At 63.5% G+C, this 23,260-nt stretch carries 22 protein-coding genes; 18 read left to right on the top strand and 4 right to left on the bottom strand.

From position 1 onward, the window contains the following. Positions 1-62 precede the first annotated feature (62 nt). The 3 genes from ABXS05_RS02575 (at position 63) to ABXS05_RS02565 (ending at position 3,064) form a co-directional block, all read left to right on the top strand. Positions 63-806: a FadR/GntR family transcriptional regulator gene (locus ABXS05_RS02575; protein WP_367622799.1), complete on the top strand. Its 744-nt coding sequence runs from the start codon at positions 63-65 to the stop codon at positions 804-806. Beyond that, positions 803-2,389: a gamma-glutamyltransferase gene (ggt, locus tag ABXS05_RS02570; RefSeq protein ID WP_311934789.1), complete on the top strand. Its 1,587-nt coding sequence runs from the start codon at positions 803-805 to the stop codon at positions 2,387-2,389. Before ABXS05_RS02575 ends, ggt begins: the two co-directional genes overlap by 4 nt. Positions 2,390-2,464: 75 nt before the next feature. Continuing rightward, positions 2,465-3,064 (top strand): dihydrofolate reductase family protein, encoded by a 600-nt coding sequence (locus ABXS05_RS02565; protein WP_367622798.1) that lies wholly within the window; start codon positions 2,465-2,467, stop codon positions 3,062-3,064. Between the two features lie 20 nt (positions 3,065-3,084). Here ABXS05_RS02565 and ABXS05_RS02560 read toward each other — a convergent pair whose 3' ends face one another. Continuing rightward, on the bottom strand, positions 3,085-3,795 hold the full coding sequence (locus ABXS05_RS02560; protein ID WP_437178622.1) for an HAD family hydrolase: 711 nt from the start codon (positions 3,793-3,795) through the stop codon (positions 3,085-3,087). Between the two features lie 144 nt (positions 3,796-3,939). Between ABXS05_RS02560 and betC the strand changes: the two genes are divergently transcribed. Then, the gene (gene betC, locus ABXS05_RS02555) at positions 3,940-5,460 is read left to right on the top strand and encodes a choline-sulfatase (protein WP_367622796.1); all 1,521 of its coding nucleotides are present in this window, start codon (positions 3,940-3,942) and stop codon (positions 5,458-5,460) included. Between the two features lie 473 nt (positions 5,461-5,933). Next, the gene (locus ABXS05_RS02550; RefSeq protein WP_311934785.1) at positions 5,934-6,731 is read left to right on the top strand and encodes a tetratricopeptide repeat protein; all 798 of its coding nucleotides are present in this window, start codon (positions 5,934-5,936) and stop codon (positions 6,729-6,731) included. Positions 6,732-6,939: 208 nt separating this feature from the next. Here the strand turns inward: ABXS05_RS02550 and ABXS05_RS02545 are convergent, their stop codons facing one another. Then, positions 6,940-9,117 (bottom strand): CHASE2 domain-containing protein, encoded by a 2,178-nt coding sequence (locus ABXS05_RS02545; protein ID WP_367622795.1) that lies wholly within the window; start codon positions 9,115-9,117, stop codon positions 6,940-6,942. 271 nt (positions 9,118-9,388) lie between these two features. Between ABXS05_RS02545 and ABXS05_RS02540 the strand changes: the two genes are divergently transcribed. Then, positions 9,389-10,132, top strand: a complete 744-nt coding sequence (locus tag ABXS05_RS02540; RefSeq protein ID WP_311934783.1) for a FecR family protein — start codon at positions 9,389-9,391, stop codon at positions 10,130-10,132. 18 nt (positions 10,133-10,150) lie between these two features. Here the strand turns inward: ABXS05_RS02540 and xth are convergent, their stop codons facing one another. Both xth and erpA read right to left on the bottom strand, forming a co-directional pair. Then, positions 10,151-10,933, bottom strand: a complete 783-nt coding sequence (xth, locus tag ABXS05_RS02535) for an exodeoxyribonuclease III (protein ID WP_367623423.1) — start codon at positions 10,931-10,933, stop codon at positions 10,151-10,153. 4 nt (positions 10,934-10,937) lie between these two features. After that, positions 10,938-11,267 carry an iron-sulfur cluster insertion protein ErpA gene (gene erpA / locus ABXS05_RS02530; protein ID WP_068297179.1) on the bottom strand — a complete coding sequence of 110 codons (330 nt, stop codon included), beginning with the start codon at positions 11,265-11,267 and terminating at the stop codon, positions 10,938-10,940. 140 nt (positions 11,268-11,407) lie between these two features. Between erpA and ABXS05_RS02525 the strand changes: the two genes are divergently transcribed. From ABXS05_RS02525 to ABXS05_RS02470, 12 genes are all read left to right on the top strand, one after another. Next, positions 11,408-12,628 carry a deoxyguanosinetriphosphate triphosphohydrolase gene (locus ABXS05_RS02525; protein WP_367622794.1) on the top strand — a complete coding sequence of 407 codons (1,221 nt, stop codon included), beginning with the start codon at positions 11,408-11,410 and terminating at the stop codon, positions 12,626-12,628. Positions 12,629-12,635: 7 nt separating this feature from the next. Further along, positions 12,636-13,763: a DALR anticodon-binding domain-containing protein gene (locus tag ABXS05_RS02520; protein WP_367622793.1), complete on the top strand. Its 1,128-nt coding sequence runs from the start codon at positions 12,636-12,638 to the stop codon at positions 13,761-13,763. Positions 13,764-13,830: 67 nt separating this feature from the next. Beyond that, complete coding sequence (locus ABXS05_RS02515) at positions 13,831-15,543, top strand: SPOR domain-containing protein (RefSeq protein ID WP_367622792.1); 1,713 nt, start codon at positions 13,831-13,833, stop codon at positions 15,541-15,543. A gap of 175 nt (positions 15,544-15,718) precedes the next feature. Further along, on the top strand, positions 15,719-16,741 hold the full coding sequence (nagZ, locus tag ABXS05_RS02510) for a beta-N-acetylhexosaminidase (protein WP_367622791.1): 1,023 nt from the start codon (positions 15,719-15,721) through the stop codon (positions 16,739-16,741). Beyond that, positions 16,742-17,539: a segregation and condensation protein A gene (locus ABXS05_RS02505; RefSeq protein ID WP_367622790.1), complete on the top strand. Its 798-nt coding sequence runs from the start codon at positions 16,742-16,744 to the stop codon at positions 17,537-17,539. It abuts the gene before it with no gap. Positions 17,540-17,761: 222 nt separating this feature from the next. Then, positions 17,762-18,394, top strand: coding sequence for an SMC-Scp complex subunit ScpB (gene scpB / locus ABXS05_RS02500; RefSeq protein WP_376717664.1), 633 nt, complete (start codon positions 17,762-17,764; stop codon positions 18,392-18,394). A gap of 123 nt (positions 18,395-18,517) precedes the next feature. Then, positions 18,518-18,748 carry a twin-arginine translocase TatA/TatE family subunit gene (locus tag ABXS05_RS02495; protein ID WP_311935957.1) on the top strand — a complete coding sequence of 77 codons (231 nt, stop codon included), beginning with the start codon at positions 18,518-18,520 and terminating at the stop codon, positions 18,746-18,748. 100 nt (positions 18,749-18,848) lie between these two features. Further along, complete coding sequence (gene tatB / locus ABXS05_RS02490) at positions 18,849-19,310, top strand: Sec-independent protein translocase protein TatB (RefSeq protein ID WP_367622789.1); 462 nt, start codon at positions 18,849-18,851, stop codon at positions 19,308-19,310. 1 nt (position 19,311) lies between these two features. Beyond that, a complete protein-coding gene (gene tatC / locus ABXS05_RS02485) occupies positions 19,312-20,094 on the top strand; it encodes a twin-arginine translocase subunit TatC (protein ID WP_367622788.1) in 783 nt (260 codons plus the stop codon). 38 nt (positions 20,095-20,132) lie between these two features. Beyond that, complete coding sequence (serS, locus tag ABXS05_RS02480) at positions 20,133-21,416, top strand: serine--tRNA ligase (RefSeq protein WP_367622787.1); 1,284 nt, start codon at positions 20,133-20,135, stop codon at positions 21,414-21,416. Between the two features lie 180 nt (positions 21,417-21,596). Then, entirely contained in the window at positions 21,597-22,367 is a 771-nt protein-coding gene (gene surE, locus ABXS05_RS02475) for a 5'/3'-nucleotidase SurE (protein WP_367622786.1), read from the top strand. Further along, complete coding sequence (locus ABXS05_RS02470; protein ID WP_367622785.1) at positions 22,364-23,050, top strand: protein-L-isoaspartate(D-aspartate) O-methyltransferase; 687 nt, start codon at positions 22,364-22,366, stop codon at positions 23,048-23,050. The genes surE and ABXS05_RS02470 overlap by 4 nt, the downstream gene beginning before the upstream one ends. Positions 23,051-23,260: the final 210 nt, after the last annotated feature.

Genomic DNA, 23,260 nt, shown 5'->3' with positions numbered 1-23,260 from the left:
GTATGGACAACGCAAGAAAATCGATACTACTCTATGGAACCAATATTTGAATTGGTTTCATAATGAACAGCAAACAGCAAGCCAGCCAGAGTCTCCGCAGCCTGTTGAACGGGGGGGGCTATCCGCCCGGCAGTCGCCTGCCGCCGGAACGTGACCTCATGCTCCGGCTCGGGCTGAGCCGCCGCGCGCTCCGGCTGGGGCTGGAACAACTGGAGGCCGAGGGGCGCCTGTGGCGACATGTCGGCAAGGGCACTTTCGTCGGCACCCGCCCGCCCGAGCGGGAACTGGGCATGTCGCTGATCACCGCCAGTACCAGCCCGGCCGAGCTCATGGATCTGTGCCTGTGGACGGAGCCGACCTATGCCCGGGTTGCCGCCACGCGGGCGAGCCGCATGGACATCGACAATCTGCGCTATCTTCTTGACAAGAGTGCCGCCGCCCGCGATGCGGCGACCTGGGACATCTGGGATGTCCGCCTGCACCGGGCCATTGCCGAGGCCACGCATAATGCCCTTGCGCTGGCCGTGTTCGACAGCCTGAACGCCGTGCGGGAGGAGGGAGCCTGGCGGCGCCTGCGCAACGATCCCACCACGGCCGAGCGTTTCGAGGAACTCACGCTCCACCATCGCCAGATCGTCGATGCCATTGCCCGGCATGATCCATCAGCCGCAGAAGCCGCCATGCGGCGGCATCTGCGCTCGGTCCAGCATGCCTTGCTGCTGGAGGATGCCGACGGAGAGACCGAGGATGGGGACGATACGCCGATCGATCTTCTGCGCAACGCATTTCAGGAAAAGGCACAATGAGGGATTTTCAGCTTCCGGGCCGTTCGCCCGTCCGCGCCATGGACGCAATGGTCGCGACATCCCATCCCCTGGCCAGCGCGGCCGCCCTGACCCTGTTGCGCGAGGGGGGCAATGCCATCGACGCGGCAATCTGTGCCTCTGCCGTCCTGGCAGTGGTCGAACCGCAGTCGACGGGGATCGGCGGCGATTGTTTCTGCCTCTATGTGCGCGGTGGGGAGGGGCCGGTACTCGCCTATAATGGGGCGGGCCGGGCGCCGGAAGCGGCAACCATCGACTGGTATGAGGAGCGGGGCTTTACGGAGATACCGGTCGACAGCCCCCACGCCGTCACCATTCCCGGTGCGATCGACGCCTGGTGCCGCCTTTCGGCCGATCATGGTTGCACCCCGCTCGAGCGCGTGCTCGCCCCCGCCATCCACTACGCCGAGGCCGGATATGTGATTCATGACCGCGTCGAGGCCGATTGGCACGAAGCGAGGGACCTGCTGGCACAGGACGCCACGGCCGCCCGCATCTTTCTGCCCGGGGGCGCCGTGCCGAGGGCTGGCGATGTCCATCGCCAGCCGGAGCTGGCCCGGAGCCTGCGCCTCATCGCCGCCAAGGGACGGGCGGTTTTCTACCAGGGGGAACTCGCCGAGGATCTGGTTGCCCATCTGCGCAGCAGGGGCGGACTGCACACGCTCGACGACTTTGCAGCCGCCGGTGGTGATTACGCGGAGCCTGTCAGGACCAGCTATCGCGGCATTGATGTCTGGCAGATGCCACCAAGCAATCAGGGGCTGACCGCCCTGCTGATGCTCAACCTGCTGGCTGGCTTCGATCTGGCCGGGCTCGACCCGCTGGGGGCGGAGCGGCTGCATCTGGAGGTCGAGGCCGGGCGCCTTGCCTACCGGATCCGGGATGAGCTGATCGCCGACCCCGACCATGCCGACGTTCCCGTCGAGGCCTTGCTGGCCTCATCCTATGCCGACGGACTGAGGCGCAGGATCAATCCCGATATGGCCAACCGTGAATTGCCAGAAGCGGCAATGGAGCCGTCGGACACGGTCTATCTCTCGGTGGTGGATCGCGATCGGAATGCGGTCAGTTTCATCAACTCGACCTATCATTCCTTCGGCAGCGGCCTGGTCGGCCCGAGATCGGGCATCGTCCTGCAGAACCGGGGCAGGGGATTTCGCGTCGACCGCCGCCACCCGAACTGCATCGCGCCGCGCAAGCGTCCCCTCCACACCATCATGCCCGGCATGGCAACCCGCAACGGCCGTGTCGTCGCGCCCTTCGGTGTCATGGGAGGCGACTATCAGCCCTTCGGCAATGTCCATGTGCTGAGCAACCTGCTCGACTACGGGATGGATCCGCAGACTGCGATCGATCTGCCTCGGGTTTTCTACGAGAAGGGCGAACTTCTTGCCGAACGCGGCGTGCCGGCGGCCACGCTGCGTGCCCTCGAGGCTCGTGGCCACAAGGTCGGCCCGGCCGGGGAGCCGCTCGGTGGCGGGCAGATGGTTCTCATCGATTGGGACAGGGGAACGCTGACGGGTGGTTCCGATCCGAGAAAGGATGGGCTTGCCATCGGCTATTGAGGCCGAATTCACCCCCGTTGTCGGAACCGATCGATCTCGCGCGTCCTTGGAGCGAATAGGCGTGAGGAGATGGCAATGAGAGAGGTGATCCTGACGATGACCATGTCGCTCGATGGTTTCGTCTGCGGCCCGGAGGGGGAACTCGACTGGATCTTCGATGGCGATCAGGAGGCGATCACCTGGAAGCTGGAGATTGTGTCGAATGCGGGCCTGCACATCATGGGCAGCCGCACCTTCCAGGCCATGGCCGCCTATTGGCCAACCTCCACCAGCGTGTTCGCGCCAGCGATGAACCAGATTCCCAAGGCCGTCTTTTCAAGGCAGGGATCGGCAATCCTGACGGCGGCTGAGGCGGGCATCCCCCAATCAGGACAACAGCAACCCGGTGCGGAAAGTTGGAGGCAGGCCTATGTGGCCAGCGGCGATCTGGTCGACGAGATCGCCAGGATGAAGGCCGGCGACGGCAAGCCGATCATTGCCCATGGCGGCGCTGCCTTTGCGCGCAGCCTCATCGCCCGGGCGTTGGTCGACCGATACGCCTTGGTGGTGCATCCGATCGCTCTCGGCAAGGGCATGCCGATCTTCTCCGAAGTCGTCCCGCCCAGGCGTCTCATGCCGATCAGCTCGACGGCCTTTCCCGGAGGCTCGGTTGCGCAGGTCTATCGGTCTGCGTGACCACGTCTTACGCGCAATCCCTAATCCTTGAGTGCCTGGATCACGTCCACGGTCTGCGTCAGCGTTTCGATCTCGCGAAAACGCGGCTCATGCAGCGGCGCTTCCGCATGTTCGAAGGCCCAGGTCAGGGGATGGGGGACATAGACACCCCAGCTGCCGACCCGGAGCGCCGGAATCACGTCGGACTTCAGCGAGTTGCCGATCATCATCGAGGCCTGGGGACCATCGCCATGCCGGGCGAAGGCCTGCGCATAGGTCTCGGCACTCTTCTCGCTAACGATCTCCACGGCTTCGAACAGGTCACGCAGCCCCGATTGCGCGATCTTGTTCTCCTGATGGAACAGATCGCCCTTGGTGATCAGGATGAGCCGGTATTGGCCTGCCAGGCTTTCCAGCGTGTCGGCGACGCCTGGGAGCAGCTCGACCGGATGGTTGAGGATTTCCTTGCCGAGCGCCAGGATGCGCCCGATCACCGGCGCCGGCACTTGGCCGCCACTGACGTCGATGGCGGTATCGATCATCGAGAAGGTGAAGGTCTTCATGCCGAAGCCGTGGCTGACGACATTGCGCTTGCCGACTTCGAGTAGATGCGCCAGCAGCGTGTCCTTGTCGGCATAGTCGGCAAGCAGGCTGACCAGTTCTTCCTCGGCCGTCCTGAAATATTGCTCGTTCTGCCAGAGCGTATCGTCGGCATCGAAGGCAAGGGTGGTGAGGTGGGCAGGGGACATCACGATCTCTCGAACTAGGCCCGTCCCTATAAGCCCAAATGCGCCGCCGAGGCCAGCCCGTGTCGGATGCAAGCAAGGCCATCTCGCGATGTGTTCCGACAATTGCTATCCCCCCTTGCGAATCCAGCCCAGCGCGTCAGGTCCGTCATGTCCCAGTCCAAGCCCAACATCCTCATCATCATGGTGGATCAGCTCGCACCAGCCTTCCTGCCGGTACACGGCTTCGATCTCGTCAAGGCGCCGAACATCATGGGGCTGGCCGAGCGCGGCGTGGTGTTCGACAGCGCCTATTGCAATTCGCCCTTGTGCTCGCCCTCCCGCGCCGTGTTCATGAGCGGGCAATTGCCGTCACGCTCGGGTGTCTACGACAATGCCGCCGAATTCCGCGCCGACATCCCGACCTGGGCGCACTATCTCCGGCGTGCAGGCTATCGTACCGTGCTGTCCGGCAAGATGCATTTCTGCGGACCCGACCAGCTGCACGGTTTCGAGGAGCGGCTGACAACCGACATCTATCCGGCGGATTATGGCTGGACGCCGGACTGGGATCATCCGCAGGAACGCCCGAGCTGGTACCACAACATGTCCTCGGTCACCGATGCCGGCCTTTGCGTGCGCACCAACCAGCTCGATTTCGACGATGAGGTGGTGTTCGCGGCCGAGCGCGCCCTCTATGAACATGTGCGCAGCCCCGACAAGCGCCCCTTCTGCATGGTGGCGTCGCTGACCCATCCGCATGATCCCTATGCGATCACGCAGGACTATTGGGATCTCTATCGGGACGAGGAAATTCCTTTGCCCCGCCACGTGGTTCCGGTCGAGGAACTCGACCCGCACTCCCAGCGCCTGCGCCATGTCTGCGACATGGACAAGGCCGAGATCACCGACCAGCATATCCGCAATGCCCGGCATGCTTATTTCGGAGCGATTTCCTATGTCGATGCCAATGTCGGCAAGCTGCTCAAGGCCCTGGAAGCGACGGGACTCGATAAGGAGACGATCATTCTGTTTACCGGCGACCACGGCGAAATGCTGGGCGAGCGCGGCCTCTGGTACAAGATGAGCTGGTTCGAGGGCTCAGCCCGGGTGCCGCTGATCATCAGCGCGCCTCAGCTCTATCGTCCGCATCGGGTCGCGGCGAGCGTGTCGCTGGTCGATATCCTGCCGACCCTGGTCGATATGGCCGAGCCTGGCGCGGCTGCGGAACTCGCCGGCATCGACGGCGCCAGCCTGGTGCCGCATTGCCGCGAAGAAGGCGGGCATGATGAAGTCCGCGGTGAATATCTTGCCGAGGGGGCCGTGGCGCCTTTGCTGATGCTCCGTCGCGGCGACTTCAAATTCGTTTATTCACCCGCCGACCCTGATCAGCTCTACGATCTGGCCGCCGACCCCGCCGAATTGACGAACCTTGCGGCCGAGCCGGCCCATGCCGAAATCGTCGCGGCTTTTCGTAAGGAAATAGAAACGCGCTGGAACCTTGCCGCTATTGATGCCGATGTGCGTGCCAGCCAGCGTCGTCGTCGGGTGGTCGACGATGCCTTGAACTCGGGAAAAGCGACTTCCTGGGACTTTCAACCTTTCAGGGACGCTTCCAAGCAGTATATGCGCAACACCATAGACCTCGATGATCTGGAGGCGATGGCACGTTATCCTCGTGTGCGCCCGTAAATGTTATGGTTAATTCTTCACTGTCCGGTGTGGCAATAGAGCAACACGGATTCGAAGTCTTGCGTTGACGGCCTCCGGCCGTCGACTTGGCCGCGTTCCTGCCACAAAGTGACCGCTGAATTCAGCCCGCACCTTGGAGCATCAAGATCTCCAGCGTGCTGAACGTAGTTGAGTTGCTTGAGTGGCGGTCGAACTTGGATAGAGCTTTTCGCGAACACGCAATGGACAGCGCCGGACTTGCCAGTGGTCGTGTCCACGTGCCCGGAAGATTCCGCCGGCCGGCCAGTGCCGTCGCGAAAAAGCCATCAACTTTGCGGCTTTGGCAGAAGAGCCGCCGTGAATCGGTCAAAGAATCGGCAGAAGTGTCGGCTATGTCCTTCACTATGAACCAGATTTCTCTCTTGGCCGACCGGCAAACCGCAGGCGGACCCCTTGGTCGGGTCCCGGCGCGCCATGGCAAATCGCTTGCCAGGATGCGCTGTCTTCTGCGTGCGAGCGGCCTGGGCCTCTTGCTATCCCTGGGCTGCGTGACGGCACAGGCTTTCGATGGCACCAAGACGCCGGCGGACGATCCTTCTCCGATGCAGGCCTTCCGCAATGGCACCAAGGCCTACAAGGCCGGCGACCTTGCCGGGGCATCCCAGGCGCTGGAATTCGCCGCGAGCAAGGGACACGCTTTGGCCCAATGGAAGCTCGCTCGCATGTATTCGGAAGGGGACGGCGTTCCCCGCGACGACAAGAAGGCGTTCGACTATTATCAGGCCATTGTCGACGCCCATGGCGAAGACAGCCCGGATACCGCCCAGGCCCGCTTCGTCTCCAGCGCGATCGTCGCGCTCGGTTCCTATTATGTTTCCGGCATCCCCAATGAGGTGAAGCCCAATCCCAGGCATGCGACCGAACTGTTCCAGTATGCCGCCACCTATTTCGGCGACAGCGATGCGCAGTACAATCTCGGTCGCATCTATCTCGACGGCAATGCCGTGCAAAAGCGCGATGCCATCACGGCGGGCCGCTGGCTGCGTCTGGCCGCCGACAAGGGCCATCGCCAGGCGCAGGCCGTGCTCGGCCATCTCCTGCTTTCGGGCAACGACATGCCGCGCCAGGGCGCACGTGGCCTGATGTATCTGACTTTGGCGCGCGACGGTGCCAATGGCGAGCGCGACCAGTGGATCATCGATCTCTATGACGATGCCTTCGCCAAGGCCACGCCGGACGAACGCGAGATGTGCCTGACCTATCTGGCGCAGTTCCTCAAGGACCATTCATAGTCCGGCGGTTGCGGTTTCCCTTTGTGTGGAATTCGGAGTGTCAGCCTCCGGCTGGCACTCTGCTTGCCGATAAGATGTCAGCCGGAGACTGACACTCCCAATCCCGCATGTCCTTAGGCAAATGAGTGGCGGGCCAGGGGTTTTGTCGGGAAGCACCGGGGCTGTTTCCTGGCGCGGCAAGCGCCTCCCCAACATGGGTCGGCATTCGTCAGAGCTGCGTCACGCCCTGCCAATCGAGTTTAGGGTTTCCTATCAATCTATTGAAATGCTTTGAATAATAATCGAACAAGCGCTGGTAGCCCCGTTGATAGGCCGCTGCGTTCTTGTCCAAGAGTGCCAGGGCTTGCACGAAATCGCCGGCCCGGTAGGGGCCCAGGATTTCTGCCTGGGCGACCTGCAGCCGGAAGAAGTCGGCATCCGCCTCGCCGGTGTGAAGGGCGAACAGTCCGATAGCCCCTTGTCGACCGCGTACCATGGCACGGTCGAGCTCCAGGAAGGGCATGCCGGCCGCGGCCCGGCTGGTGGCCTCGGTGACGAGAACCTCCACGCCATAGAGCTTCGTCAGGGCCTCCAGGCGCGAAGCGAGGTTGACCGCATCGCCGAGGGCCGAATATTCGAGCCGCTGCTCCGAGCCGAGATTGCCGACGCAGGCCTCGCCCGTATGCAGCCCGATGCCCATCTGGATCGGCGGATCGCGGAACTCGCGTGCCATGCCGGCGATGTCCAGCGCAGCCTTGCAGGCGAGCGTCGCATGGTTCGGCATGTCGAGCGGCGCATTCCAGAAGGCCATCATGCCGTCGCCGATGAATTTGTCGATGGTGCCGCTATGGCGAAGAACGGCCTCCGTCGCCGGCGTATGGATGCGGCGGATCAGCGACACCACCCCCTCCGGCGACTGGGTCTCGGCAATGCCGGTGAAGTTGCGCACGTCCGAGAACATGATGGTGAGTTCGCGGATCTCGCCGCCGAGCACGATGCGATCCGGCGCTTCGACGAGACGCTCCACCACCGCCGGGGTCACGAAGCGGCCGAACATCGAGCGCACCTCGGCCCGCCGGTGCTCGGCCTCCTGGTAGTGATAGACCGTGGCGGCAAGAAAGACGGAGAGGGTACCCACGCTCGGCATCACCGCATCGAACAGCACGCCCTGCCGCACATAGAGAATCCAGCTCCAGCACGCGATCATGATCGGGATGGAGAGGCCGGCCACGGTCGAAACCAGTGGCATGTTGCGGGTGCGCCTCAGGATCCAGGCCAGCAGGCTGCCCAGGGCGAGGATCAGAAATGCCTCCAGGCCGCGCATCCAGTCGGGGCGCACCAGGCTGGCGCCGGCGAGCACTTGTTCGACGATCTGGGCATGCACCTCGACGCCGGGGATGGCCTCTTCCACCGAGGTGCTTCGCTGATCGCGCAGGCCGATGGCGACCGCGCCGACGAAGACGATGTGATCCTTGATATCCTGCGGATTGAAGCTGCCGTCGAGGATCGAGGCAGCCGAGATCCAGGACGACGGCTCCGATCTGCGCGCAACCAGGCGGACCTCGCCGTTGCTGTCCGTGTCGATGAAGATGCTTCTGTCGCCATCGCCGATTCGGATGGTGTTGATGCCGCTTTGGACGCCAAAGGCGGGCTGGCCGCTGGCATTGGAAGCGCGCACCATGAGGGTGTCGGCGCCCATGGCGACGCGAATGGTTTCAAGCGAGAGGGACGGCGCCACCTTGCCGCCGATGGCGACGAAGGTCGGTACCTTGCGGATGACGCTGTCACCGTCGGGAAACCAGTTGATGGCACCCGCTCCCCGGGCCGCGTCATAAAGGACGGGAAGCGGCATTTTGGCGGCCGGGAAGGAGGGCAGGAAATTGACGGGATCATCCCCGACCTGCCCGTATCCGCTCTTGATCTTGACCGGCTCGCCGGCATCGGTTCCCAGAAGGCCGAGCACCACGGGTATGTTCGCCATGGTCTGGGCAAACATGACGTCGTAGGATGCGGTGGAGGCGCTCATGGCTTTTTCCAGCGCTTCCCGTTCGGCACTGGTGGGCAGCTTCTTCACCAACAGTCCAGGCGAGGTCTGGTCGGCCTCGCTGAACAGGACGTCGAAGGCAACCACGACCGCACCGGCATCGGCCAGCTTTTGAGTGAGTGTGGCGATCACGCTGCGCGGCCAGGGAAATTGGCCGATTTCGGACAACGATTTCTCGTCGATCGCCACGATACGCACGGGCGAATCGGGATCGCGCCCCTTGGCGTGCCAGCGTTGATAGGTGTCGAAGACGATGTCCTGCAGCCGGGGTAGGGGGGCGGGACCGAGCAAAGTCAACAGGCTGAAGATCAGCAGCGGCAGAGCCACCACCAGCGGATATCCAAGGAAGCGCTTCAGCCGCATGTCGATGTCACGCTCATACTCCGGCACAGCAGGTACTACTGGAGGAATTCGCCCCGCTCGGCCAGTGAATTATCAGCTTTTCCCTTGCGGCAGCCGGCGTGGCTGGGTTGTAGGTCACAAAAGTCTCGCCTCTTGATCACGGGAGGGAATGCGTCATGATGGCCTTGGCATCGCTGCCACCCCTTCGGCTCGCTCAATCCGGGCACCGGCGGTCGGAGGCCGGTTTTCGCCAACACCAATATAGTGACCGGACATAGGGCGGATTATCGGCATGCCACGATCGCGCTTCCTGACTCTCCGCTTCGTTGGGCTGGCGGCAGCCTGCGGCTTGGCCTTTTCGCCCGCCTATGCGGCCGAGACCGTGGGCAACACGGTCGGCGTGACCCCGGCCGCCATCGGCACGGTTGCGGGAGAACTCGGGGTCGATATCGCGGTCTATCGCGACGAGACCGTGCGGACCGGTCCTTCGGGGGCGCTCGAAATCAAATTCCTCGACCAGACGCGTCTGGCGCTCGGTTCTTCGGCATCGGCCAAGCTCGATCGCTTCGTCTATTCGGGCGGTCAGGCCAGGGACGTGGTGATCGGCCTGTCGAAGGGAGTGTTTCGCTTTGCCAGCGGTGTCTCCGCCAAGAAAGCCTATTGGATCCAGACGCCGCTTGCCGGGATCGGCGTGAGAGGGACCAATTTCACGGCCGAAGTCGGCGACAATTATGAGCGCTTCACCATTTGGGAAGGTGCCATCGAGGTATGCCCGCGCCAGCGGGGGCTTTCTGTCGATCAGGAGCGCCGGCGGCGTTGCCCGCTTCTAAAACGGCGGGGAGAGACGATTACCATCTTCCCCGGCAGCAGGTCGCGAAGGGGCGGGCCGCCGGTGGTGTTTTCGCCTCACTGTGCCGAAGCCGGCGCGGGGGCCCAACTCTGCGGGCGCTATGGTGGTGAGGGAGGCAAGAATCGTGGCCAGAGGCGGCCCGGCTTCAACTTCCCAACCTTCAACCCGCCGCGGCAGCGAGGCTGACGACGCGATCTTTGGTCGTCAGAGGGCAAGATCGCAGCGAATCGGCACGTGGTCGGAAGCCTTTTCCTGCCCACGCATCGCCTTGTCGATGGCACAGCCCTGCAGGCGCGAGGCCGCCTGCGGCGACAGCAGCAGATGATCGATGCGAATGCCGTTATCCTTCTGCCAGCCACCGCCCTGATAGTCCCAGAAGGTATAATGTCCGGGTGCGTCCTCGCACGACCGGAACGCATCCGTCAGGCCGAGCGCCAGCAATTCGCGGAACTTGGAGCGGCTCTGCAGCAGGAAGAGAGCGTCGTTCACCCATTCCGCCGGATTCTTTGCGTCGGCGGCCTGCGGGATGATGTTGTAGTCGCCCGCCATCACGAAGGGTTCTTCGAGCGCGAGCAGACCGCTGATATGCAGCCTGAGGCGCTCCATCCAACCGAGCTTGTAGGGGTATTTCTCGGTGCCGACCGGATTGCCATTCGGCAGATAGATCGACGCGACCCGCAACGCGCCCGACGAAGTCGAGATCACCGCCTCGATATAGCGGGCCTGTTCGTCGCCATCGTCGCCCGGCAGCCGCGTTTTCACCTCGTCGAACGGGTGCTTGGAGAGGATTGCCACGCCATTGAAGGTCTTCTGGCCATGGACGGCGACATTGTAGCCCAGCGCCTCGATGTCGGCGGCGGGAAAGGCCTCGTCCACGCATTTGATCTCCTGCAGGCAGACCACGTCCGGTTGGGCGTCCTTCAACCAACCCAACAGATGGGGAAGCCTTTGGCGGATCGAGTTCACGTTCCAGCTGGCAATACGCACCATGTCACACCGAGAAGCTGGTGCCGCAGCCGCAAGCGGCGGTGGCCTGCGGATTGTTGATCTTGAAGGCGGAGCCGATCAGGTCCTCGACATAATCGAGTTCGGCACCTTCCATATATTGCTGCGACATCTCGTCGATCAGCACCGTGGCGCCTTCCTTGGCGATCGCCAGGTCATCCTCGTGGCGTTCGGTGTCGAAGACGAATTTATACTGGAAGCCGGAGCAGCCGCCGCCCTCCACGCTGATGCGCAGCATCGAGCCGGACGGTTCACTTTCGAGAATCTTGGCGATCCGACGCGCGGCACGGTCGCTCACGGAAACGGGACTGGTCATGGCATCCTGCAAATCTGGCTGCATCTTGTCCCGAAAATATGTGCGATGGGCCAAAGGTTCAATGCCGGATCGCGCTGTAAAGAAGCTTTGCCTTGGCACGTGGCAACCTCTATTGAGGCGCAAGCAAGGCGTGAGGCGCGATGGCCGAACTCGAGATACCCGATTGCGTGATCCGGCCTCGCGGTCCGTGGGCGGTGGCGCCCCAATCGCGCGGGCGGCTGTTCGCCGAGCCGCAGTCGCCGACTCGGACCGATTTCCAGCGCGACCGCGACCGCATCATCCACTCCACGGCTTTCCGCCGCCTCAAGCACAAGACCCAGGTTTTCGTCGCGCATGAGGGCGACCATTATCGCACCCGGCTGACCCATACGATCGAGGTCGCCCAGATCGCCCGTTCGATCGCGCGTTCCCTGGCGCTCGACGAGGATCTGGCCGAGGCGCTGGCCCTGGCGCATGATCTCGGCCACACGCCGTTCGGCCATACCGGCGAGGATGCGTTGGACGAGGCGATGCGCGCCTATGGCGGCTTCGACCACAATGCGCAGTCGCTGCGCATCGTCACTCGCCTCGAGCGGCGTTATGCCGAGTTCGACGGGCTCAACCTTGCCTGGGAAACGCTGGAAGGGTTGGTCAAACATAACGGGCCTCTGCTGCAGCCGGGTGGCAGCCCGGTGGCGCGCTATCGCGAGCGGGGCATTCCCGTCGCCATCCTGGAATATCAGGCCCAGCAGAATCTCGAACTCGAGAGTTTCGCCAGTGCCGAGGCGCAGGCCGCTGCCATCGCCGACGACATCGCCTACAATGCGCATGACATCGATGACGGGCTGCGCGCGGGCCTGTTCGAACTCGCCGATCTCGGGCAGGTGCCCCTCGCCGGCGAGTTGCTTGCCGAGATCGCCGATCGCCACCCGGAGCTCGATCGCAGCCGCACCACCCACGAATTGATGCGCCGCGTGATCACCCGGCTGGTGGAGGATGTGATCGGCATGGGCAAGGCCGCCTTTACCTCCGGTCTCTACCGATCGAGCGAGAACGTGCGGGCTGCCGGCAAGATGCTCATTGCCTTTTCGCCGCCCTTCGCGCTGGCCGACAAGGGCATCAAGGGGTTCCTCTATCCCAACATGTATCGCCATGAACGGGTGATGCGCGTCCGCATGCATGCCGCACAGGTGGTCACCCGGCTGTTCGACCACCTGTTTGCCGACATCAGCCAGATGCCGGCCGAATGGTGCGAGGGGCTGGAGGGCGCTCGTGAGGACAAGCGCGCGCGCCGTGTCGCTGACTATATTGCCGGCATGACCGATACTTTTGCCATCAACGAGCATCGGCGCCTGTTCGGAACGGCGCCGGATCTGCGCTGACATCGCCATGGATCTGATCGAATGGCTCAGGCGCGGCATACAGGACGCCGTTGCCTCGCTTCAAACTGGGGGACGTCTGCCCGCCGGTCTCGATCTGACCTCGATCGGCATCGAGGTGCCGGATCGAACGGGGCGTGGTGATTTTACCTGCAATGCCGCCCTCGTGCTGAGCCGGCCGGCAGGGATGCCATCCCCGATCCTGGCTGCTCTCCTTGCCGAAGCGCTGGAGAGCATGGATGGCATTGCCAGCGTTGAAATTGCCGGCCCCGGCTTCCTGAACCTGACGCTGGCGCCGGCGGCATGGGCACGGATGCTTGCCGGCGTGCTGGAGGCGGGCAGCCGTTATGGCGCCGGTGAGCGCGGCGGGGCAGGGCACCCTACGATCGGCTTCGACGCCACCGATCCGCAGAGCACCCGGCCCCTGTCACCGGCCCGCTGCGAGGCAGTCGGAACAGCCCTGGCCAATATGCTGGACCATCTCGGTTTTCGCGCGGACAGGCAGTTTCGGGCACCTTCGCAGCGCGCCGATGTCGTTGTCCGGCTCGGACCGCTTGTCGGCGTGAAGGGGCGAGACCCTACGGCCGTGACGGGGCATCTTGCCGACGATCTCGATCTTTCGATGATCGCGGGCATCGTCGGCGACGACGCCGCTCGTCTGGGCATGCTGATCGAGCCTGCCGATGCTCCGCTCGTGCTCGATCTCGATCTCCTGCTCGATCAGAGCCATGCCAACCCCGTCTTTGACCTGCACTATGCCCATGCCCGCTGCCGGGCCCTGCGCCAACAGGCGGAGATCAGGGGACATGGCGATTCCGATGAAGATCGCTGGGATGTTCGAGCTTTCGAGGATGGGGGCGCGCAGTTGATTCTGCGCTTGCTCGCCCTATATCCAAGCCAGATCGATCTCGCCGTGAGGCAGCGCGAGCCCTGCCGGCTGCTCCACTATCTGTGCAGCCTGGCTGGCGGGCTGCACCGGCAATATTATCGCAGTCTCGGGGCTCCGTATTTACGCTTCATTAGGGATGATGATCGATTGTTAACAGGCGCCCGCTTGGCGTTGGTGCGCGGGGTCGAGGCGGTTCTTAAGTCTGGACTCGGCTTGCTCGGCAGTTCTGCGCCGGACGAGATGCGCTGAAACGAGATCGGCCCTTTTGGCCGCAGATCGCCCCCCGGTGATCGACCAGCCTGGTCAGGAACGAGTCATGATTGAAACCGAACATCGCCGTGTCGCAGCCAGCAACAGCGATCAATGGCTGTCCGATCTGGCAACTGCAGGTGGCGATCGCGATGTTTATGCTGAAAGGCGTGACACAAAGGCCTATGCTTCGGCCGGCGTTTTGCGTTCGCGGGAGGCGGGCATGACGGATCGCTATGATCGCAATGGGCACGAGATTCGCGACGGCCATCCCGAGACCGTGTCCAAACATGCGCAGGCCGAGCAGGCGCAAGCCTATCAGGACGACTATTACGGCGACGACCAGGACGTCGCCACGCGCCAATCGAAGGCCTATGTCTTCGACGACGAACGCGAGGAGGAAGGGCCCGAATGGGTCTATGACGAACAGCGCGGAGTCTGGGTCGATCGTGACGGCAATCCCTATGTGGAAGCCTATCCCGAAGGCGAGGAAGATCGCTATGCGCCGGCCGCCGATGATGAATATCTGGCGCCGCGCGCCGAGACCCGGATGCCGCGGCGCAAGTCTCGTGGCAGTGCCGTCAGTCTTGCCGCTCTCGTCCTCGTCGCCAGCATCGGTGGCGGCCTCGCCTATGTCTGGAAGAAGGGCGGCTTTGTCGGTAGCGACATTCCGGGTATCGGCAGCGCACCGCCGGTGATCAAGGCGAGCACGGACCCGGTCAAGATCAAGCCGGCCGAGAACGCTGCGGCTGCCAGCCAGCCGACTCACGAGATCTTCAATCGCAGCAACCAGACCGCTTCCGTCGCCAATGAGCGACTGGTGCGTCACGAGGAGCAGCCGGTTGCGGTGGTGCCGACCCGACCCGAAGGGACGGCAGCCCCGGCCCCCGCGGTGCCCGACGCCAATGCGACGCGTCCGGTGACGACCAGCAACATCGTGCTGCCCAATCCCGAAGGCGCTGGCGCGCCCGACCAGACGGCCAGCAATGCCACGGAAACCCAGGTTACGCAGGCACCCGACGAGCCGCGGCGGGTGAAGACCATCAAGATCATGCCGGACAGTTCGGTGGTGACGGGTGAAGCCCCCATCACCAATGCCGAGCCGAGCGCTCCGCAGACCCGTTCCGTGGACGTCTCGGCCCTGGCGCCGACGCCTCCTGCCGACCAGCCTTCGTCTGAGGCGGCTCCAACGGCTCCTGCTGTTGCTCCGCAAGCCGCTCCGGTCGTCCAGGGCGATGCTGGCCAGGCCACGTCGCCGGCCCCCGCTGCCCCGGTTGCAACCGTGCCCGCCGGCTCGGCTGCCGCCCTGCCGGACGACCAGACGCCACAAGCGCTGCCGGGCGAGGAAGATGGCGGTGCGACCACGGTCGTCGAGCCGACCCAGGCGCAGGCACCGCCGCCGGCGGTACCGCCTGTCCGTCCTCGCCATATGCCGCCGGCGCCGAAACCGGCGCAGGTTGCGTCGGCCGAACCGACCGCAGGGGCAGCCCCGGCCGCCGCATCGGCTCCGACCGCGGCCCCGGTCGCCAATGGTAGCTATGTCGTCCAGGTTTCGTCGCAACGCTCGCCGGCTGATGCGCAGAGCGCCTTCCAGTCGCTGCAGCGCCGTTTCGCAGGTGTGCTGGGCGGTATGAAGCCGTCGATCCGCAAGGTCGATCTACCCGATCGCGGCACTTATTACCGGGTGCGGGTCGGAGGATGGTCCACGCCGGCCGAGGCCACGGCCTTCTGCGGCAAGCTGAAGGCTGCCGGTGGGGACTGTGTGATCGCCCGCAACTGATTGCCGGCTGATTCGAGCCCGCTGCCGTTCATGCGCGCCGCGCCTGAATCTGACGTCTGAGAGATTTCGGGCAAGCCGAACTGGATCGGGGCGGTCGGGGGCCGGGTTCCGATCGCCCCGATCCAGTTCGGCTTGCCTGTTCTTCATATATTTCCCGAAAGCCGAAGAGACTGTCATGCCCCAATCAGCGCTGATCCTGGGTTGTTCCGGCCTGTCGCTCACCCCTGACGAGCGCGCTTTCTACCGTGATGCGAATCCCTGGGGCTTCATCCTGTTCCGGCGGAATGTCGGCACACCGGCGGAAGTGCGAGCCCTGACGGCTTCCTTGCGCGAGACGGTGGGACGCGATGCGCCCGTTCTGGTGGATCAGGAGGGCGGGCGGGTCCAGCGGCTGACGGCTCCTCATTGGTCGAAATATCCGGCCGCGCGGCGCTATAGCCAGCTCCATGCCAATGATCCGGTGACACGCCGCGAGATCACCCGGCTGGCTGCGAGACTGATCGCGCACGATCTCCTCGAGGTCGGCATCAACGTCGATTGCCTGCCGGTGCTCGATATTCCCGTGCCAGGAGCCCATGACGTGATCGGCGACAGGGCCTACGGTCTCGACGCGACCACGGTCGGCACGCTCGGTCGGGCCGCGGCCGAGGGCATGATCGCCGGCGGCGTGCTGCCCGTAATGAAGCATATGCCCGGCCATGGCCGCGCCGGCGTGGACAGCCATCTTTCGCTGCCGATTGTGGCGGCGGGCCGGGCCGAGCTCGAATCACTCGATTTCCTGCCCTTCCGCATGCTCGCCGACATGCCCGCCGCGATGACCGCCCATGTGGTATACGAGGCTTTGGATCCGTCATCCCCAGCTACGACGTCCAAAAAAGTGATCCGCAATGTGATCAGGAAGGCAATCGGCTATGATGGTCTCCTGATGAGTGACGATCTTTCCATGCAGGCCCTCGAGGGAACATTGGAGCAACGCGCGGCAGCGGCCTTCGCGGCTGGCTGCGATCTCGGGCTGCATTGCAACGGCAAGATGGATGAGATGATCGAGGTGGCGCGGGCCGCTCCAAGCCTGTCAGGCAAGGCACGCCGCCGGGCCGATGCCGCCTTGGCCCGCATCCGCCACCTGCCGGAGCCGCTCGACATCGACGAAGCGCGGGAACGGCTGGCGGCGGCGCTTGCCAGCGGAGGCACGGTTTGAATGAGCGATGAGTTCGAGGAAGAGGTGAGGGCGGACACGGCGGTCAGCGATCCCACGCTCGTCGTGGATGTCGACGGCTTCGAAGGACCGCTCGACCTGCTGCTCGAATTGGCGCGGCGCCAGAAGGTCGATCTTACGCGCATTTCTATCCTCGCCCTTGCCGAGCAATATCTCTCCTTTGTCGAGGAGGCCCGCCGTCTCAGGCTCGAACTGGCGGCCGACTATCTGGTGATGGCGGCTTGGCTCGCTTATCTCAAGTCGCGCCTGCTGCTGCCGGAATCGCCGAAGGGCGAGGAACCGCCCGCGGCCGAATTGGCCGCCGCCCTTGCCTTCCGCCTGCAGCGCCTGGAAGCGATGCGCAATGCCGCCGCCCAGCTGCAGGAGCGGGCCGTTCTGGGCCGCGACGTGTTCAAGCGCGGCATGCCCGAAGGCATCCGACTTAACAATCATGGGCGATTCGAGGCAACGCTGCATGATCTGCTCTCTGCCTATGCCCAGCAGCGTCAGCGCGCCATGGTTGGTTATGTCAAGCTGCCCGAGCGCAATGTCTGGACGCTGGCCGAAGCGCGCGAATTGCTGGAAGCGCTGATCGGGCCGGCGGCGGACTGGCTCAGTCTCGACGAATTTCTGGTGGACTATCTGGCCGAGCCCTCGACACGGGCCACCGTTCGGGCCTCTAGCTTCTCCGCGAGCCTCGAACTCGTGAAGGAAGGCAAGCTCGATTTGCGTCAGGCTACGCCCTTCTCGCCGATCTATCTGCGGTCGCGTGGTGAAGCCGGCCAGACCGATCCTTCCTGATCGAGCCATGGCTCGATCAGGAAGGATCGGCAGCATCTCAACCCTCCTGTGCGGCACGCCGCCGAGGGCCAGCTGTCGGTTCGAGGACTAGGCAGGTTTTGGTAAACCATGCGGCCCGCGCTTCATTCTTGTGGCGCAGCCCGCATAGGGAAGGGTTAGGCTTTGGGCGAAATTGCATCGTTCCAACCGGAAGGCACGGCACAGACCGATCTGCAGCAGCATATGCGTTTGATCGAAGCCTTGCTGTTCGCGGCAACGGAACCGCTGGACGAGGCGACGCTGGCATCGCGGCTGCCCGAGGGTGCGGATATCGGTGCCGCCATCGGCGCCTTGCAGGCCGACTATGCGACCCGTGGCGTCAATCTGGTCAGGCTGGGGGGGCGCTGGGCTTTCCGCACCGCCGACGACCTCGCCTGGATCCTATCGCGCGATGCCTATGAGACGCGCAAATTGTCGCGGGCGGCGATGGAAACCCTGGCAATCATCGCCTATCACCAGCCGGTGACCCGCGCCGAGATCGAGGACATCCGCTCAGTGTCGATCTCCAAGGGCACACTGGATGTGCTTCTGGAAACCGGTTGGGTGCGCCTGCGCGGGCGGCGGCGCGCACCGGGACGACCGGTGACTTACGGCACCACGCCCGCATTTCTGGAGCATTTCGGCCTGGATGGCGTCGGCGACCTGCCTGGGCTCGATGAGCTCAAGGGAGCGGGCCTGCTCGATGGCCGCCTGCCGCCTGGCTTCAGCGTGCCCATGCCCAATGATGACAGCGCGCTGGCGCCGGATGAGGAGCCGCTGGAAGCCGCCGACCTTTCGTTCGCATTTCCGGAACCGGAACCCGAACATGAAGGTTGAGTAAGAACGGCAAACCTTCTTGTTTTTGCCGTCAAGCCCGCCTAGATTCTGCTGGGATCATCGGGTCGCGTGCGGCGCCGTTGTTGTGTTGTTACAATCGGCTTTGCCGCGTTGGAGGGTATCATGGGTACATGGGGTATCACGCACTGGATCATTCTGGCTGTCGTCGTACTCGTCCTGTTTGGTGGACGCGGTAAGATTTCCGACTTGATGGGTGACGTTGCCAAGGGCATCAAATCCTTCAAGAAGGGCATGGCCGATGACGAACCGACGACTGCCCAGCAGCCTGTGAAGACGATCGATGCGCAGGCCGGCACGACTGTCAATCCGACCGAGCAAACCAAGGCGGGCTGAGCTGGCGCGGTTTGTGCCGGCGGCGTCAGCCTGAAGACTGGGTCTTTCTAGGCTCCGCGTTAATGCGCGGAGCATTTCGTTTCGCCAGACCGAGCGTTGCATGTTTGATATCAGCTGGAGCCATATCCTGATCGTGGGGGCAGTGGCTGTCGTCGTCATTGGCCCCAAGGAACTGCCCAGCACGATGCGCTCCCTCGGGCGGGGCGTGAACAAGCTGCGCCGTATGGCGGGCGAATTCCAAGGCCAGTTCAACGAAGCGCTCAAGGAAGCCAATCTCGAGGATGTCAAAAAGGAATTCGACACGCTGCGACAATCCGCGGCAACCTTGAGTAGCATCAGCAGCCCCGCAGGCCTGGCGCGCAACGCCCTGAAATCCTCGGTGTTCGATTCGGAACCGCCGCTTAGTCCGGCGGCAATCGCGCCGATTCTGGAGAACGGGGCGGTGGCTGCCACGCCAGGCGAGCCTTCCATCGCCGGGCCAAACCCTTCATCCTTGGCTGCCAAACTCGTCGGGGTCGAAATCCCCTCCGCCTTCGCCCCCCTTGCAGCGTTCAAGTCCTAAGATGACCGAAGACGACATCGACGCCTCCAAGGCGCCGCTTCTCGATCACCTGATCGAGCTACGCTCACGCCTGATGAAATCCGGCATTGCGTTCATCGTGCTGTTCATCGGCGCCTTCGCGATTTCCAAATCGATCTATCTCATCTTGCTGTGGCCCTATGAATGGGCGGCAGCCGGCAATCCGGTCAAGCTGATCTACAATCACCCGCTCGATTTCCTGTTCACGCAGATTCGGGTTGCTTTCTTCGCCGCTGCTTTCGTCGGCTTTCCCTTCTTCGCCATCCAGATCTATCGTTTCGTCGCTCCCGGCCTCTACAAGCACGAACGCAATATCTTCCTGCCCTATCTCATCGCCACTCCACTCTTCTTCTTCCTGGGCGGGTTGCTGGTGTATTTCCTGGCGATGCCAGCGGTGATGCATTTCGCGTTGGGCATGCAGCAACTCGGCGGCAGCGGAATCGCCACAATCGAATTGCTGGCGACTGTCGATGGCTATCTGTCCTTGCTGATGAACCTCATCTTTGCCTTCGGCTTGGTGTTTCAGCTTCCGGTGGTGTTGACCCTTTTGGGCCGGATTGGCGTGGTCGACTCGACCTTCCTGACGGAAAAGCGCCGCTATGCCATCGTCATCGTGTTCGCGATCGCTGCCGTGCTGGCGCCACCCGATCCGTGGAGCATGATCGCGCTTGCCGTGCCGGGCGTGCTCCTTTACGAACTCTCGATCTATTCGGTCCGGTGGGTTGAGAAGAAGCGCGCGGAAGGCGATACGCAGGCTTCGGAATAGCCCGTCGGTGTCCCGACGACCGTTCTGGAGTTGATCTCATGTATGATGTGAAGTGGATCCGCGAGAACTCGGGTCTCTTCGACCAAGGCCGGGTTCGCAGAGGGCTCGAGCCGCTGTCCGCCACCATACTCGAGCTCGATGAGAGCCGCCGTGCGCTCGTTGCCCGGCTGCAGGCCTCCCAGGAACGTCGCAACGCCGCCTCCAAGGAGATCGGTGCGGCCAAGCAGGCCAAGGATGAGGCCAAGGCGCAGGCCCTGATGGCCGAAGTCAATGCGCTCAAGGCTTCGATGCCGGCTGACGAGGAGGCGCTCCGCCTCGCCGACAAGGCCCTTTACGATCAGCTCATCTCGATTCCGAACCTGCCGCTCGACGAGGTTCCTACCGGTGCTGACGAACACGGCAATGTCGAACACCATCGCCATGGCGTGGCGCGGGCGTATACATTCGCCCCCAAGGAGCATTTCGAGCTGGGCGAAGCTCTCGGCCTGATGGATTTCGAGATTGCCGCCAAGCTCTCCGGCTCCCGCTTCGTGGTGCTGCAGAGGGGCCTGGCCCGGCTCGAGCGCGCGCTCGGCCAGTATTTCATCGACAAGCATACCGGCGAGCATGGTTACACCGAGGTCGCGGCGCCCTTGCTGGTACGCGACGATGCCATGATCGGTACGGCCCAGTTGCCGAAATTCGCCGAGGATCAGTTCCGTGTTCAGCCGGGCGATTTCTGGTTGATTCCGACGGCCGAGGTTTCGCTGACCAACCTGGTGCGCGACGCCATCACCGCCGAGGAGGAGCTGCCGCTGCGCTATACCGCGCTGACCCACTGCTTCCGGGCCGAGGCGGGCGCGGCGGGGCGCGATACGCGCGGCATGATCCGTCAGCATCAGTTCCAGAAGGTCGAACTCGTCTCGGTCACCACGCCCGAACAGAGCCGGGACGAGCATGAGCGCATGCTCGCCTGTGCCGAGGCCGTGTTGAAGGGCCTCGACCTGCATTACCGGGTGATGACCCTGTGCACCGGCGATATGGGTTTCGCCTCCCAGAAGACCTATGACATCGAAGTCTGGCTGCCGGGGCAGGGGCTGTTCCGGGAAATCTCCTCCTGCTCGGTCTGCGGTGACTTCCAGGCACGCCGCATGAACGCCCGGACCCGTCCGAAATCCGGCGGCAGCCCGCGTTTCGTGCATACGCTGAACGGTTCGGGCGTGGCGGTCGGCCGCGCACTTGTGGCCGTGATGGAGAATTATCAGAACGAGGATGGCTCCATCACCGTTCCGGACGTTCTGGTTCCCTATATGGGCGGCCTGCGCCGGATCGAAAGACAGTAATCCCGCTCCCGCGCATCTTGCCGCACCGTCCTTGATTCCAGAATCAGGAAGGGTGAGGCAATCATTTGTTTCTGCAGGGATTTCTGCAACGGTAGGGGATTGCGTACGACAAACTCTCGCCGGAGCTCCTTTTCCTGTGGCACACTAGCTATGGACTCAGCGAACAGGGACGGACGGCGGATGCGAGTTTTGATTACCAACGATGACGGCATCCATGCGCCAGGCCTGGTTTCGCTGGAGAAGATCGCCCGCAGCCTTAGCGACGACGTGATCGTGGTCGCACCGGAGACGGATCAGTCCGGCGTTTCCCACTCCCTCTCGCTCAGCACGCCGCTGCGCCTGCGGCAGATCGATGAAAAGCGCTACGCCGTCAGCGGGACGCCGACCGATTGCGTGCTGATGGGCGTTCAGCACCTGCTCAAGGGCAGGCAGCCCGACGTGGTGCTGTCCGGCGTCAATCGCGGCCAGAACATCGCTGAGGACGTTACCTATTCCGGTACGGTGGCGGCCGCGATGGAGGGGACCGTCCTGGGGATTCCATCCATCGCTCTCAGCCAGGCTTATGGCATCGGGGGCAGGGACGGCATGCGTTGGCATTGCGCCGAACAGCATGCACCCGGTGTGATCCGCAAGCTGCTGGCCCACGGTTTCGCCAAGGGAACCTTGTTCAACGTCAATTTTCCCGATTGCGAGCCCGAGGAGGTCGCCGGGATTGCGGTCACCACGCAGGGGCAGCGCGATGCGGCCCTCGTCGACGTAGTCGAGCGGCAGGATTTTCGTGGTGGTCCCTACTACTGGCTGGCTCCGCGGCGGGAAACGCCGCCCCGGCTCGAGGGCACCGATCTGGCCGCCCTTTTCAACAAACAGATTTCCGTGACCCCCCTCCATCTCAACCTGACCGACGTGCCAGCCCTGCAACGGCTTTCGGATAGCTTTGAAACGGTGCGATGACGGACAACATGACGGATTACGAGCCCTTTGTGAATCCCGATGACGAACATGCGCAGGAGATGATGGCTTTCATCCTGCGCCTGCGCCGCCACGGGCTGACGGATCAGAAGGTGCTGAATGCCGTTTCCACTTTGCCGCGCCCCGTCTTCGTGCTGCCGGAATTCGCCGAGTTCGCCTGGCGCGACCTCAGCCTTCCCATCCAGTGTGGCCAGACCATCACGCCGCCCGTGCTTGCGGCCACCATTGCCGAGCGCCTGGATGTCGAGCCGCTGCATCGCGTGCTGGAGATCGGTACGGGTTCCGGCTATCTGACCGCGGTGCTAGGACGCCTCGCCAAGCGAGTCCTCACGCTCGACCGCTGGCGCACCTTGGTCACCGAGGCTGAGGAAAGGCTGCGGGCCGTCACCATCCTCAATGTCACGATGATGGTGGCAGACGGCAGTTCCGGTTGGCGCCAGCAGGCACCCTTCGATCGTATCGTCACGACGGCCGCAATGAGCGAGGTGCCCGAGGATCTGCTGGATCAGCTGGCCCTGGGGGGACGGATGATCGCGCCGATCGGCCCGCCGGGCGAAGAGCAGCAATTGACCATGATCGTGCGCGACGCCGACGGTTTCCATCATACGCCGCTGATGGATATCCGCGCCGCATCGATGATTCTGGGCGTTGCCGACCGGCTTTAAGCCGCCGTCGAGTTTGAAGCGGAAGCGAGATTCGGCGCAGTCATCGCTGGTATCACGGTACAATTGCGTCTTTCCCGTTGAGCCGGACTTTCAATTGCTCGACTGCAGGGCAGGGGCGAAGCCCCGACGCGCGGATGCAGACAAATTCAGGTCGCGGAGGGATGGCGGGATACCTCCATCCCGTGCAGTATGCGGCGGTTTCCGACGGTG

Origin of the sequence: Labrys neptuniae (assembly GCF_040797145.1) — a bacterium.
Lineage (GTDB): Bacteria > Pseudomonadota > Alphaproteobacteria > Rhizobiales > Labraceae > Labrys > Labrys neptuniae.
The sequence above is the reverse complement of the archived record's forward strand: the minus strand, read 5'-3'. Positions and strand labels throughout refer to the sequence as shown.